The sequence below is a fragment of the Roseospira marina genome, from assembly GCF_014197855.1.
Lineage (GTDB): Bacteria > Pseudomonadota > Alphaproteobacteria > Rhodospirillales > Rhodospirillaceae > Rhodospira > Rhodospira marina.
This window is the reverse complement of record NZ_JACIGJ010000004.1, coordinates 238,994-252,625: the sequence shown is the minus strand read 5'-3', so window position 1 is coordinate 252,625 and position 13,632 is coordinate 238,994. Positions and strand designations below refer to the sequence as shown.

Here is a 13,632-nt window from a genome sequence, read left to right as displayed (position 1 = left end):
ATCGTGACATAAGCAGTCCCCCCTCACATGGTTTTCCCGCGAGGCCGTCCCGGCCCCTCGTGCCCGGACCCCCGTTCCCGGACACCCGATCCCGGACACGGGACTCTCGCAACTCCATTTTTACACCGAAACAGGTTCTGAACGAAGTGCGCGGCCCCACCCTCCCCTTGCTCGGCCCCTTGGCCGCGCGCTCTGGTCCGCCTATGTTCTCCTCATGACCACGACCGCCGCCCCCCTTCTGCTGCCCCTGTATGAGCGCCAGCCCGCCGGGCCGCGCGCCGAGTTCCGCCTGGCCTCGGAGTACGTGCCCGCCGGCGACCAGCCGACGGCCATTCGCGAGCTATCGGGCGGCGTCGCCGACGCCGAACGCGATCAGGTTCTGCTGGGCGTTACAGGGTCCGGCAAGACCTTCACCATGGCGAAGGTGATCGAGGCGGCGGGCCGTCCGGCCCTCATCATGGCGCCGAACAAGACCCTGGCCGCACAGTTGTACGGGGAGATGAAGCAGTTCTTTCCCGACAACGCGGTGGAATACTTCGTCTCGTACTACGACTATTACCAGCCGGAAGCCTACGTCCCGAAGACCGACACCTATATCGAAAAAGACTCCAGCATCAACGAGCAGATCGACCGCATGCGCCACGCCGCCACCCGGGCGTTGCTGGAGCGGCGGGACGTCATCATCGTGGCCTCGGTCTCCTGCATCTACGGTATCGGCGCGGTCGAATCGTACTCCCGCATGGTGATCTCCGTGAAAAAGGGCCAGGAGATCGACCGGGACACGCTGCTCAAAGGGCTGGTCGAGCTGCAATACACGCGCAACGACATCGCGTTCACGCGCGGCACCTTCCGGGCCCGGGGCGACGTCATCGAGATCTTTCCGGCGCACTACGAGGACCGCGCGTGGCGGATCTCCCTGTTCGGCGAGGAGGTCGAGGACATCGCCGAGTTCGATCCCCTCACCGGCGCCCGCACCGGAGAGTTTGGCGAGATCACGGTCTATCCGGCCAGCCACCACGTGACCCCGCGTCCGGCCCTGTCGCAAGCAGTCAAGACCATCAAGGCGGAGTTAAAGGAGCAACTGGCGGCGCTCAACAGCGCCGGCAAGCTGCTGGAGGCGCAGCGCCTGGAACAGCGCACCACCTTCGACTTGGAGATGATCGAGACCACCGGGCACTGCAAAAGCATCGAGAATTACAGCCGCCACCTGACCGGCCGGCCGCCCGGCGCGCCACCGCCGACGCTGTTTGAATATCTGCCGGAAGATGCGCTGCTGTTCGTGGACGAAAGCCACGTCACGGTTCCGCAGGTCGGCGGCATGTTCAAGGGCGACTACCAGCGCAAGAGCACCCTGGCGGAGTTCGGGTTCCGCCTGCCCTCCTGCACCGACAACCGGCCGCTGAAGTTCGAGGAATGGGACGCCATGCGGCCCCAGTCGGTCTTTGTCTCCGCCACGCCCGGCCCGTGGGAACTGGAGCGCACGGGCGGCGTGTTCGCCGAACAGGTCATCCGCCCCACCGGCCTGATTGACCCGGTCTGCATCATCCGCCCGGTCGAGCATCAGGTGGACGACCTGCTGGCCGAGGTCCGCCAGTGCGCCGCCAAGGGCCAGCGCGTGCTGGTCACCACGCTAACCAAACGCATGGCGGAGGACCTGACGGAGTATCTGGCCGAGCAGGGCATCCGGGTGCGCTACATGCACTCCGATGTCGATACCCTGGAGCGAATCGAGATCATCCGCGACCTGCGCATCGGCGCCTTCGACGTCCTGGTGGGCATCAACCTCCTGCGCGAGGGCCTGGATATCCCCGAGTGCGCCCTGGTCGCCATTCTGGATGCGGACAAGGAGGGCTTCCTGCGCTCCAAGACCTCGCTGATCCAGACCATCGGCCGCGCGGCGCGCAACGTGGACGGCCGGGTGCTGCTGTATGCCGACACCATCACGGACAGCCTGCAATACGCCATCGACGAGACCAACCGGCGGCGCGAGAAACAGCAGGCCTACAACGCCGAACACGGCATCACGCCGGCCAGCGTGCGGGCGCGCATCTCCGATGTGCTGGAGAGTGTGCACGAAAAAGATTACGTCACCGTCCAGGCCGGCATGGCCGAGGAACAACACCTGATCGGCCACAACCTGCGCAACCATATCGCCGACCTGGACAAGCGCATGCGGGCCGCCGCCGCCGACCTGGAGTTCGAGGAGGCCGCCCGGCTGCGCGACGAGATTCAGCGCCTGGAGGCGATGGAACTGGGTGTGGCCGGCGCCGGAGACGCGTCCGACGCCAACCCGCTGCTCGCCTCCGTCCGGCGCGCCGAGGCGGACAAGAAGCGCGCGGGTGGTGGCGGCGGCGGCGCCCCGAAAAAGCGGCGCACCAAGGGGCCGGTGAAGACCGGGCGTCCGGCCCGCTGAGCGCGGTCCCCGTAGAAACGCGCTCCCTCCCCAAAGATCGCCCCCCAAAAGATCGCCCCACATAAACGCCGTTCAGACTCGTCGGACCGGCCAGCGAAACGCCCGCCCAAAACGCCCCACCGCCGCAATGGGGAGGCCGGTCGGTCGCGCGCGGCCGCGCGGACAGCCACCCCGGCCTCCCCCGCCTCCCGCCGTTGCACCCGATCCGGCCACCCGGCGACCGCACCGCCCCGCCCGCCTTTTGGGCAGGCGATGCTCATGTCTTGACCATGTCGGTCTTTCGCGATAAAGGTTGTACATGATTAGACAGGTCCGATTTGATAAAAAAGGCCGTGTTATCAAACGGTTGATGCAGCGCATTGAACGTGGTCAGTGGCGCAAAGGCAGCGTGCTCCCGGGCGAACACAGGCTGGCGGAGGAGTTCGCGGTCAGCCGGGGAACCTTGCGGGAAGCCCTCGCCGAGCTGAAGCGTCAAAACTACATCGCGACCCAATCGGGCGTCGGCAGCATCGTGACCTACGATGGTCAGCCCCTCGACCACCATCTCGGATGGGCGCGCGCCCTGGCGGCGTCCGGCTTCTCGGTCACCACGGAGCTGCTGGATCTGGCCCTGGTCCATCGCCCCGACCTGCACGACGACCACGGGCATACGGACTACGTCCGCATCGAACGCCGCCGCATCACCGACACCGGTGTCGCCGTCTCACTGGAATGCGCGTTGGTGCCCGCCTGCGACGGCCTGGAGCGCCTGCCGGACACCGGCCTTGTCGACGGGTCCGTGACCGCCTCGCTGGCCGCCTGCGGCTTCATCGGCACCCACGGCGACCAGTGGGTCGGCTGCCGCCCGCTGGACGCCCGCGAGGCCCAGACCCTGGGCCGGGCCGAGGGCACCGTGTTCCTCGCCCCGGTTCGCGTCACCCGAGACCCGAAAAATCGCTTCGTCGAGCGGGTGGACAGCCTGCTCGACCCCGCGCACTTCCGAATGCACTTAACGTTTGGAGCTCCACCACCATGATGAAATCCGCTGCCCTGGGCGCCTTTTACGGGGTCGCCCTGGGGGACGCGCTGGGCATGCCCACGCAGCTCCTCAGCCGGAACCAGATCAAGGATCGGTTTGGTCGGATCACACGGTTCGAGGACGCCGATCCCGATCACCCCATCGCGGCAAACATGCCCGCGGGCAGCATCACCGACGACACCGAACAGGCCATCCTGGTGGCTGAGGCCCTGCTGGACGGCAACGGCCGCATTGATCCGAAGGATCTGGCCCAGCGCCTGACCACCTGGGAAGCGACCATGCGCGCGAAAGGGTCGCTGGACCTGCTGGGGCCCTCCACCACCCGCGCCCTGCAGATGATCGCCGACGGCGCCACGCCGGAGGAGTCCGGGAAGTACGGCACCACCAACGGCGCGGCCATGCGGATCGCGCCCATCGGCATCGCCTTCGATATCGCGGACCCGGACCGCTTCCTGCGCGGCGTCATCGACGCCTGCCAGGTCACCCACAACACCACCATCGGCATTTCCAGCGCGGCGGCCGTCGCGGCGGTCGTCTCCGCCGGCCTGAACGGCGCCCCCCTGCCCGAGGCCCTGGAGATCGGCGCACAGTTCGCCGAGGCCGGCGAGGTGCACGGCAATTGGATCGCCGGCGCGCGCATCCCGGCGCTCCTGCGCTGGGTACGGACGCTGGCCGCGCAGACGGCCCCGGACGACCTTCCCGACCAGCTCTGCGACCTGGTGGGGACCTCGACCGCCTCTCAGGAATCCGTGATCGCCGCCTTTGGGCTGGCGCACGGCGTCGCCGCCCAGAAGACCGACCCGCTGACGGCCGTGTGCATGGCGGCGAGCCTCGGCGGCGACACCGACACCATCGCCGCCATCCTGGGCGCCATGCTGGGCGCGGTGGGCGGCGTGGACATCTGGCCCGAAGCGATGCGTGCACGCCTTCGGACCGTCAACCGGTTGGATTTGGACCCCTTGGTGGATCGGCTGCTGACCCTGCGCCGCCATCCCACCCCCTGAGTCCAACGGATCCCCCGTTCACACCAACCCAAGAAGACCACCCGAACACGGGACACCGCATGCCGGCTGAGTGGGCATGCTCTTGAGGAACGAGTCCAATCATGACTGAAAACAGCACAGAGACTGGCGTCGGCAAGCTGGAAACACGCGGGATCGAGCCGGTCCCGGACGCCGAATGCCACGGCCGCCCCCTGCAATTGTTCTGGGTTTGGTTCGCTGCCAACATCAGCATCCTCGGCCTGCCCCTGGGCGCAACGCTGGTGGCCTTCAAACAGCTCAACATCTGGCAAGCCGTTCTCGCGGCCGCCATCGGGTCCATCGGCTCTTTCGCCATCGTCGGCATCATTTCCATCGCCGGGCGGCGCGGACGCGCGCCCAGCCTGACTCTGTCCCGCGCCATCTTCGGCGCGCGCGGCAACATCGGCCCCACCCTGGTGTCCCTGCTCTCGCGATTGGGATGGGAGACCGTCAACACGACAACGGCGGTCTATGTCCTGCTGTCGCTCTATTCCCTGGCCATCGGCGCGCCTGTCGCGGCCAAGGAGGTCCCGGTTCTGACGGTGATCGGCATCATCATCTTCGTGTTGTTGACCATGGTGGTGTCGGGCCTGGGACACGCAACCCTGCTGGTCACCCAGAAGTGGGCGACCTGGGTCTTCGGGGCCCTGAATCTGGTGATCGGCGCATTCCTGATCAGCCACATCAACTGGACAGCCGTGTTCGACGCCGAGCCCGCGCCGCTGTCCGCCCTGTTGATCGGTATCGGCACCATCGCCGCCGGAACCGGCATCGGCTGGGCCAACGCCGGGGCCGATATGTCCCGCTATCAGGCCTCTAAGGTGAAGGGATCGCATCTGGTCGCCTCGGCCGCCCTTGGCGCCGGGATCCCGCTGGTGCTGCTGATCACCCTGGGCGGTCTGCTGTCCGTCGGCGACAACAGCTTGGCCTCCGCCACCGACCCCATCGCGGCCATTCGCGAGTTGCTGCCGGCCTGGATGGCGGTGCCCTACCTGATCGCGGCGTTCGGCGGCCTGCTGCTGTGCAACTATCTGTCCGTCTACTCGGCGGGCCTGACCACCCTGACCCTCGGCCTGAAGGCCAAGCGCTACCAGGCGGTGGGCGTGGACATCGTCGTCATCACGATCGGCTCGATCTACTTCATGCTGATCGCCAACAGCTTCTATGGCCCGTTCATCACGTTCATCTCGCTGCTGGCCGTGCCCATTACCGCGTGGGTCGGGATCTTCATCGTCGATCTGTTCGGTCGCACCTACTACGACCCGGACGGCCTGCTGAACACGGGGCGCACCAGCCCGTACTGGTACGCGGGCGGCTTTGAGTGGCGCGCCGTCGGCGCCTGGGCGTTCGCGATCGTCGCGGGCCTGAGCTTCACCACCATCGGCACCACGGCCGACGACGTGTGGTTCAACGGCCCGCTGGCGGCGACCTGGATCGGCGAGAACGGCCTGGGCTGGGTGGCCACGTTCCTGCTGTCGGCCGGCATCTACGGCATCCTGGGCGGCGCCCGCAAGGGAACCAAGGCCGCGCTGGAGGCGAAGGAGGCCGGGAATGCCCGCTAACCCCTCCGCGTCCGGACGGATGCTGTACACCGGTCAGGTGGTCATTGACCTGGCCATGGTCATCGATGCGCTCCCCCCACCGGGGGGAGACATCCTCACCCACCAAGCCCGGTTCGAGGTCGGCGGCGGCTTCAACGTCATGGCCGCCGCCCGACGCAGCGGCATGCCGGTGCATTATTTGGGATGCCACGGCGAGGGCCGCTTCGGCGAGATGGCGCGACGCGGCCTTCAAGACGAAGGAATCGCGTTCGGCGGCGCGCCCGTCCCGGGCACGGACACCGGCTGTTGCGTGGCGCTGACCGACGCAACCGGAGAGCGGACCTTCATTTCCTACGTTGGAGCCGAATGCGAGCAAGCGCCCGAGGACCTGACGCGGATCGCGCCCCAGGCCGGGGATTTCGTCTGCCTGAGCGGTTACAGCCTGTTTCACGCCCGCAAGCGGGCGGTTCTGGAACCCTGGCTCCTGGCGCTCCCGGAGGGAGTCGAGCTGGTGTTCGATCCCGGACCACTGCCGTGCGACGACGATCCGGGCCTTGCCGCGCTTCTGGGCCGCGTCACCCTGTGGAGCGGCAATCGCGAGGAGGCGGCGCGCGCCGCCGGCACGGAGGACATGGTCCAGGCCATGGCCGTTCTGGCCGCACGGTTGGCGCCGTCTAGCCGCGTTCTACTGCGGGACGGGGCCAACGGCTGCTGGTGCCGCGACCGCGACGAGACCACCATCCACGCGGACGGCTTTCCCATCACGGTCGTGGACACCAACGGCGCGGGCGATGCGCACACCGGGGTGTTCGTCGCGGGCTTGGCCGCGGGTCTCGACACGCGGGAAGCCGCCCATCGCGCCAATGCCGCCGCCGCCATCGCGGTGACGCGCTACGGTCCCGCCACCGCCCCCACCGGGGCCGAGATCGACGCCTTTCTCGCCGAACCGCGCGGATAGGCCCCATCACCCGGGATCCAGACCGGGGCGCGACGGCGAGTCGTGTCCCGATCGGACCGGGGACGACCTGCGGCGTGGTTCGTGGCCCGTCGAGACCCCACCACGCCCAGGACGGGGATGCCTGAATAATTTACCAAGAAACCTAGAGATTCGCGCAGGAAAATCGGACCTTTTGGGCCGAGGGGACCGGAGTTCTGCACAGTGTTTTCAGCCAAACGTCATATAACGTTTATCAGAATTGCCGGAATTCAGCTAAAACTGTACCGTTCACGTCGTGGGCAGCCGACTGGGGGGCAGTCGGGGGACAAAGCGCCACACAACAGGGTGAATGCCGTTTCATCTTTGATGTTTCGTCATATGCTGGTAACGCCTAGGACCCGCTGACCTTCGCAGCGGGTCCTTTTTTATGTGGGCCCCGCGTGTCGGATCCATAGGGGAGACCGCCGTGTTCCGCCTCCATCGCCCGCCGCCGCCAACCCGCATTTTGATCACCGGCGCCTCCAGCGGCCTCGGCGCCGCCCTGGCCGAGGGATACGCCGCGCGCGGCGTCTCGCTGGTGCTGTCCGCGCGCAACGCCGCACGGCTGGAGACGGTGGCCGCGCGGTGCCGGCGGGCCGGTGCGGCGGTCGAGGCAACCGTGCTCGACGTCACCGACCGGGAGGCCACGGCAGCCTGGGTGCGCGCCGCCGACACCGCCGCGCCGCTCGATCTGGTCATCGCCAACGCCGGCATCTCCGCCGGCACCGGCGGGGGCGAAGAGCCGGAGGAGCAGACTCGGGACATCTTCGCCGTGAATCTGGCCGGCGTGTTGAACACCGTGCAGCCGGTGTTGCCCGCCTTCCGACGGCGCGGTCGGGGCCAGATTGCCCTGATGGCGTCGCTGGCGGGCTTCCGGGGCTTCCCCGGCGCCCCGGCCTACTGCGCCAGCAAAGCGGCGGTGAAGGTCTGGGGCGAATCGCTGCGCGGCTGGCTGGCCGCCGACGGCGTGCGGGTCTCGGTCATCTGCCCCGGCTATGTCCGCACCCCCATGACCGCCGTCAACCGGTTCCCCATGCCGTTCCTGATGGACGCCGACCGGGCGGTTCGGATCATCCAGCGCGGTCTGGCGCGCAACAGGGGCCGCATCGCCTTTCCCCGACCGTTGGCGTTCGGCGCCTGGCTGGCCAGCGCGCTGCCGGACGCCATGACCGACCGGCTGACCCGGCGCCTGCCGCGCAAGGGCGGGTAAGCGCGCTCCCTCGTCCTCCCGGACATGTCCGCTCCCGGCGTCCATCTCGGACACAGCCCATAACGAAAAGGGCGCCCCGAGAGGCGCCCTTTTTAGTCTCTAAGTCTTTGATTTTGCTTGGTCGGAGAGGCGGGATTCGAACCCACGACCCCTTGACCCCCAGTCAAGTGCGCTACCAGACTGCGCCACTCTCCGATATCGGACCCCGCCAGCGGGGCACGGTCTTCCGTCGTCTTACCCACGCTCGCCGGATGGGTCCGGCCAGCGCCGTCTCTTCGAATGGTGCGGTCGAGAAGACTCGAACTTCCACCCCGTTTCCGGGACAGCGACCTCAACGCTGCGCGTCTACCAATTCCGCCACGACCGCACATTCGGGGGACCGCACCGGTTCTCCCCGGCGCGGAAGAGAGGAGGTATCAGAAAGCTTCGGGCGCATCAAGAACCTTGCGCATCCCAATCGCGCCTCGTGTCCCCTCTTGCCGCGAAGGGCCGGCCGGCTTACGTCGGACAGGCTCACCCCTGACCCTCCGAACGGCACATGACACGGTCCCTCTCTCCCGCACAGCTTACCGGCACACCCGAGACCGGCCGGCCCGCCCCGGACTGGCGCATCAGCGACGGTCTGGTCCCCTACCCCGAGGCTCTGGCGACGATGGAGGCCCGGGCGGCGGCCATCCGTGCGGACAACGCGCGGGAGCTGGTGTGGCTGCTGGAGCACCCGCCGCTCTACACCGCCGGCACCAGCGCCAAACCCGCGGACCTCGTCAGCGCCGACCGGTTTCCGGTCTACACCGCCGGGCGCGGCGGCCAGTACACCTACCATGGGCCGGGACAGCGCGTGGCCTATGTGCTGCTGGATCTGGCGGCCCGGGACCGAGATGTGCGTGCCCATGTGCATCGGCTGGAAACGTGGCTCATCCGCACCCTCGCCCGGTTCGACGTGACTGCCGAGCGCCGGGAGGGCCGGGTGGGCCTCTGGGTCGTGCGCGCGGACGGGCGCGAGGACAAGATCGCCGCCATCGGCGTGCGGGTGCGGCGCTGGGTGACGTTCCACGGCGTGGCCCTGAACGTCGAGCCCGACCTGAGCCACTACAGCGGTATCGTGCCCTGCGGCATTCGCAACCATGGCGTAACGAGCCTGCGGGCCTTGGGCCGCGACGTCAGCATGGCCGCGGTCGATGACGCCTTGCAGGCCACGTTTCCAACAGTGTTCGGCGCTCCCCAATCGCAGGAACCGGCCCAGGGACCGGCGCCGAACAGCCCCTGAATCTTGACAGAGACGGGAGCGGGCGCGCACAGTTGGGCGCGTTGGAGCGGCTCCGTCGGGGAGCCGCACGGGTTGGATGAGTCGGCGATGAACCAGCTTGCCTCCGTGTCACAGGAACGGTCTGTGACAACGCATACGGGCGGGGCCGTCGCGACGGTCTCCTCGGAACAGGTGTTCGTGACGATCTATGTCCACGGGCAGTTGTTCGGCATCCCCGTCGAGCGGGTTCAGGACATCCTGATCCCGGAAAAGGTCGCCCGCATTCCGCTGGCGCCCAACGAGATCGCGGGGGCCATCAATCTTCGCGGCCGAATCGTCACCGTGATCGAGGTCCGCAAGCGGCTCGGCCTGCCGAAGCCCAAGGATCAGAAGAAGGTCATGTGCGTGACCGTCGAGGAAGGCAATGAGCTGTACAGCCTGATGGTCGATTCCGTCGGCAATGTGCTCAGCCTGTCGATGGATGCGATCGAGCCGAATCCCTCCACGCTGGACTCGCGCTGGCGCGCCGTCTCGCTCGGTGTGGTGCGGCTGGACGGCGAGCTTCTGGTGGTCATGGACGTGGACGCATTCCTAAGCTTCGAGTAAGCGGACGCGCGGGGCGTCATTCGGTCCGCCCTTCGGCACCTGACGCCCTATCGCCCACGTCCCCTAAGGATCCAGGAACAGGGCGCGGTGCAGCCACACCGTCACGCCGATCGTGATCAGGCCCGCGAACAGCGTGTCCGATAGGAAGTGCCCGCCCACGACAATGCGGGCGCCCCCGACGATCACGCCGAACAGCAACGCCGCCGCCACCGCCCAGGGCCGCAGGTTGCGGGGCGCCAAAAGGGCGAAGGCCACCACCCAGAAGCCCATGGCCGCGTGGCCCGAGACGAATGCGCAGTTCGTCAGGCACTGGTCCGACATCATCCAGGCGGGGGAGAACAGCGCGTCGCCCCCGAACGGCACGATGTCGCTCGGCCGGGCGCGGCCCCACCACTCCTTGAGAATGCCGTTGACGATCAGCCCCGGACCAATCGCCAGGCTGAGCACCAGGAACAGCACCTGCCGCCCGCTCGGGCCGTTCAGGCGCGGGCCGGGCACGAGCCGGTCCCCCAGCCACAGAACGACGGTGAAGAGCAGCGCCCCGTACAGGAACGGCGGCACGCCCTTGCGGATCAGGTCGAGCACGGGGCCTTCGGCCGTAAAGAGGCCCGTCTCCGAGTCGTAGAACAGCCCGCTGACCCCCAGGTCGATCTGCGGCAACGCCACCAGCAGCAGCGTCACCGCCAGCAAGGCCCGGCAGCGCCACCCGTCCCAGGGGGCGACATCCCAACTGTGCATGGTCACGATACCCTCGTCCTTGGGGCACACCGCCCGTCGCGTCCCATCCGGCCTGACGACATCACGGCACCATTGCCGCCGCCCAGGCCCGCACCCGACCATCCGGCAGCGTGACCGTCAACCGCGCCCGAATGGTCGCCCCGGTCTCGCCGGCCTCCGCCAGAGCCGCTGGCATGACCAGCAGCCCCTGGAACGCCCCACGATCCTCGCGCGGTCCCGTGCCCAGCACGCGCGGGCTCAGCCCTCGTACCGCCGCGTGATAGGCCAGCAGCGGGGCGTCCTCCCCCGCCACCGCCAGGGGCGCGTCGGGATAGGCCTCCGCCAGCGTGCGCAGCCAGGACCCGGCGGCCTCGAAACCGCGCCCGCCCACCTCGGGATCCAGCACGGCCGGCGGCACCCAGCCGAAACGGCGCGCGGTGTCGGGCCCCGTGAGCAGCGCCGCGCACAGGGCCATATTGATCCCGGCGGCCAACACCAGCCACGCCCCCCGGCCCTGCACCAGCAGCCAGCCGCACACCATCGCCACGGCGGCGGGCACGGCCGGCGCCGTCAGCATGACGTCGTCCTTCAACAGCAGCGTCAGCCACAGGGTCGCCGCCAGCACCGGCACCGAGAAGATCATCAGCAGCCGCACCCGGTAGTCCGCCCAGGCGCCATCCCGCATCAACAACGGTGTGCGGAGCAGAAGCACGGCCAGCACCCCGGCGACGACCGGGCCGCCCAGGACGATGCCAAGCGCAACCGTCGGCCACAGGGCCGCCGGGTCCGCGACCGGCGCGGTGATCGCCTCCACAAGCTGATACACCCCCGCCCACTGATCGCTGGCCGCTCGCATCAGGGCCGGCAACAGGCCGGCCAAACCGATCAGCAGCGCCACATAGGGGCCCGGGCGCCGCCACAGCCCAGCGTGTTCCGGCGACATCGCCAAGTACAGCACGGCCAGCGGCACGAACAGGCTCATCACCGGATGGATCACCAGACCGAGCGCCACGCAGGCCCCCAGCACGACCCAATCGAACCGACTGCGCGCGACGTGTGTCCGCGCCAGAGCCAGGAGCGCGACCGTCCAGACCGGCATCAACAGGGCCATCGGACCGACCACAAGTCCCCCCGCCAGCACCAACGGCATCGTCGCGTACAGGACCGCGCACCAGAATCCGGTGGGAGCATCGAACAGGCGCGTCCCGAGGCGGTACAGGAACCACATGGCCGCGCCATGCGTCACCGGTCCCACCAACCGCAGGCATGGCGCATCGGCCCCGCACGTGTCCGACAGAAGGCTCAGCAGCCAGGGCAGCAGCGGCCCGGTTTCCGGCCAGAGCGCCGCGCCGGCCCGGCCCTGAACCCACAGGTCCGCCTCCCCCGGAGTCACCGGCGGCGCGAGCGGGCTCGACAACAGGGCCAGTCGGCCGGCCGTGACCAGGAACACCAGCAGGGCCACCCCCCAGGGACCGCACAGGACGGCGCCCATCGGGGCGAAAACGCTGGAGCGCGCCGACAGGGAACGATCGCTCATCCGGACTCCGCAGCAGGTTCAGGACCAGATGGCCTCAGCCATCCTCCAGGTGAAACAGCAGGGCCGTGCCGAGAAGGCCGCTGACCAGGGTCGGTGCCCAGGCCGCAAGCACCACCGGCAGGGTCTGCGACTGCCCGAGGGTATAGGTCACCTGGGAAAAAAAGTAGACGACGAATCCGGTGACGACGCAGCCGACCACGCGCGCCAGCCATGCTCCCTGGCGCTGACTGGAGTTGAAGCCGAACACGGCCGCCAGCAGGACCATGGCACAGAGCATGGCGGGCGACGCGATCAGCGCATGCCAGTGCATGCGGTGGGCGTTCGCGGAAAAGCCGGCCGATTCAAAAAACGCGATGAAATCCGGCAGTTCCCAGAACGACATGGACTCCGGCGCCGCGAAATTCTCCTGAATCTTGGGCAGTGACAGGGACGTCTCGACCGACAGCGTGTCGTGGTGCTCCGGGGCGCGCCCCGGCACCGACACGGTGACGTCCGCCAGCACGAAGGCCTGATTGGACAACCGGGCGTGCGCCGCGTCGGCCCGCCAGGTCGGTATGTCGTCCGGCCCCATCTCCAGGATCATCACGTCCGCCAAATACAGCACCCGATTCTCCTGCCGGGCGTCGCGGGCGTGCACGATGGTGAAGCCATTCTCCGTGGGCTCGCGCAGCCACATGCCGCCGCGCGACAGCGAGAACGGATTGTCCCCGCCGATCCCGACCTCGTGCGCCAGGCGCTCGAACTGCGTGAACAAGGCCGCCGCGATCGGGTTGCCGACCCCGACGTTCACGACACCCAGCCCCAGCACCAGCGCGAACAGCGGGACAAGGACCTGCCAAACGGAGACCCCCGCAGCCCGGATGATGATGAGTTCGCTGGACCGGGCCAGCCGCCAGAACGTAATCAGCGCGGCGGCCAGAAAGGCGAACGGCAATCCAGCCTGCAATACGAGCGGCAGGCGCAGAAGGCCCATCCCGACCACCAGACTCAGGGTTGCCTCGGGAATGCGGGACGTCTGGCGCAGCAGCTCGATGACGTCGAACAGCAGGATCAGGCCCGATGCCGCCAGAAGGGTCACGCCGAGCGCGACCAGAAAATGCCGGGCGACATATTTTATGAGGGTCGGTTGCACGCCGCGAGACTCATGCGTTGAACATCGGACACCATGCCACCCACGCCCGGTCCGTCGGCGCGCGGCTGTTCTCGGGGCGTGCGCGCCAGATGTCGGGACGCGCCCAGCCTTTCAGATCATCGTGTCCCGGTCTTACACCCGGCGCCCCCCTGTTGCCAACGGCCCCCCTGTTGCCACCGGACAGCCCCCCGGTCGGCCCCCAGGGTTTTTCGGC

Annotated in this window: 11 protein-coding genes and 2 tRNA genes; 8 read left to right on the top strand and 5 right to left on the bottom strand. The window is 68.3% G+C overall.

What is annotated here, in order from left to right:
* Nucleotides 1–214 precede the first annotated feature (214 nt).
* From uvrB to GGD82_RS07450, 6 genes are all read left to right on the top strand, one after another.
* A complete protein-coding gene (uvrB, locus tag GGD82_RS07475; protein WP_150062144.1) occupies nucleotides 215–2,413 on the top strand; it encodes an excinuclease ABC subunit UvrB in 2,199 nt (732 codons plus the stop codon).
* Nucleotides 2,414–2,711: 298 nt separating this feature from the next.
* Nucleotides 2,712–3,428, top strand: a complete 717-nt coding sequence (locus GGD82_RS07470; protein WP_150062143.1) for a GntR family transcriptional regulator — start codon at nucleotides 2,712–2,714, stop codon at nucleotides 3,426–3,428.
* The gene (locus GGD82_RS07465; protein ID WP_150062142.1) at nucleotides 3,425–4,435 is read left to right on the top strand and encodes an ADP-ribosylglycohydrolase family protein; all 1,011 of its coding nucleotides are present in this window, start codon (nucleotides 3,425–3,427) and stop codon (nucleotides 4,433–4,435) included. The genes GGD82_RS07470 and GGD82_RS07465 overlap by 4 nt, the downstream gene beginning before the upstream one ends.
* Before the next feature lie 101 nt (nucleotides 4,436–4,536).
* Nucleotides 4,537–6,015, top strand: a complete 1,479-nt coding sequence (locus GGD82_RS07460) for a purine-cytosine permease family protein (protein ID WP_150062141.1) — start codon at nucleotides 4,537–4,539, stop codon at nucleotides 6,013–6,015.
* Nucleotides 6,005–6,952, top strand: coding sequence for a PfkB family carbohydrate kinase (locus GGD82_RS07455; RefSeq protein WP_150062140.1), 948 nt, complete (start codon nucleotides 6,005–6,007; stop codon nucleotides 6,950–6,952). Before GGD82_RS07460 ends, GGD82_RS07455 begins: the two co-directional genes overlap by 11 nt.
* A 445-nt stretch (nucleotides 6,953–7,397) precedes the next feature.
* A complete protein-coding gene (locus GGD82_RS07450; RefSeq protein ID WP_246163832.1) occupies nucleotides 7,398–8,180 on the top strand; it encodes an SDR family NAD(P)-dependent oxidoreductase in 783 nt (260 codons plus the stop codon).
* Nucleotides 8,181–8,298: 118 nt separating this feature from the next.
* Here the strand turns inward: GGD82_RS07450 and GGD82_RS07445 are convergent.
* Together GGD82_RS07445 and GGD82_RS07440 are read right to left on the bottom strand one after the other, a co-directional pair.
* A tRNA-Pro gene (locus GGD82_RS07445) sits at nucleotides 8,299–8,375 on the bottom strand.
* An 85-nt stretch (nucleotides 8,376–8,460) separates the two neighbouring features.
* Nucleotides 8,461–8,547 (bottom strand) — tRNA-Leu (locus GGD82_RS07440).
* Between the two features lie 171 nt (nucleotides 8,548–8,718).
* Here GGD82_RS07440 and lipB point away from each other — a divergent pair.
* Both lipB and GGD82_RS07430 read left to right on the top strand, forming a co-directional pair.
* Nucleotides 8,719–9,447, top strand: a complete 729-nt coding sequence (lipB, locus tag GGD82_RS07435; protein ID WP_150062138.1) for a lipoyl(octanoyl) transferase LipB — start codon at nucleotides 8,719–8,721, stop codon at nucleotides 9,445–9,447.
* Nucleotides 9,448–9,534: 87 nt separating this feature from the next.
* Nucleotides 9,535–10,032, top strand: coding sequence for a chemotaxis protein CheW (locus GGD82_RS07430; protein WP_150062137.1), 498 nt, complete (start codon nucleotides 9,535–9,537; stop codon nucleotides 10,030–10,032).
* Nucleotides 10,033–10,095: 63 nt separating this feature from the next.
* Here the strand turns inward: GGD82_RS07430 and GGD82_RS07425 are convergent, their stop codons facing one another.
* The 3 genes from GGD82_RS07425 to lptG all read right to left on the bottom strand — a co-directional run bounded on the left by GGD82_RS07425 (nucleotide 10,096) and on the right by lptG (nucleotide 13,418).
* Complete coding sequence (locus tag GGD82_RS07425) at nucleotides 10,096–10,770, bottom strand: phosphatase PAP2 family protein (RefSeq protein ID WP_150062238.1); 675 nt, start codon at nucleotides 10,768–10,770, stop codon at nucleotides 10,096–10,098.
* Nucleotides 10,771–10,831: 61 nt separating this feature from the next.
* Nucleotides 10,832–12,286, bottom strand: coding sequence for a glycosyltransferase family 39 protein (locus GGD82_RS07420; RefSeq protein WP_150062136.1), 1,455 nt, complete (start codon nucleotides 12,284–12,286; stop codon nucleotides 10,832–10,834).
* Between the two features lie 34 nt (nucleotides 12,287–12,320).
* Nucleotides 12,321–13,418: an LPS export ABC transporter permease LptG gene (gene lptG, locus GGD82_RS07415; protein WP_150062135.1), complete on the bottom strand. Its 1,098-nt coding sequence runs from the start codon at nucleotides 13,416–13,418 to the stop codon at nucleotides 12,321–12,323.
* Nucleotides 13,419–13,632 lie beyond the last annotated feature (214 nt).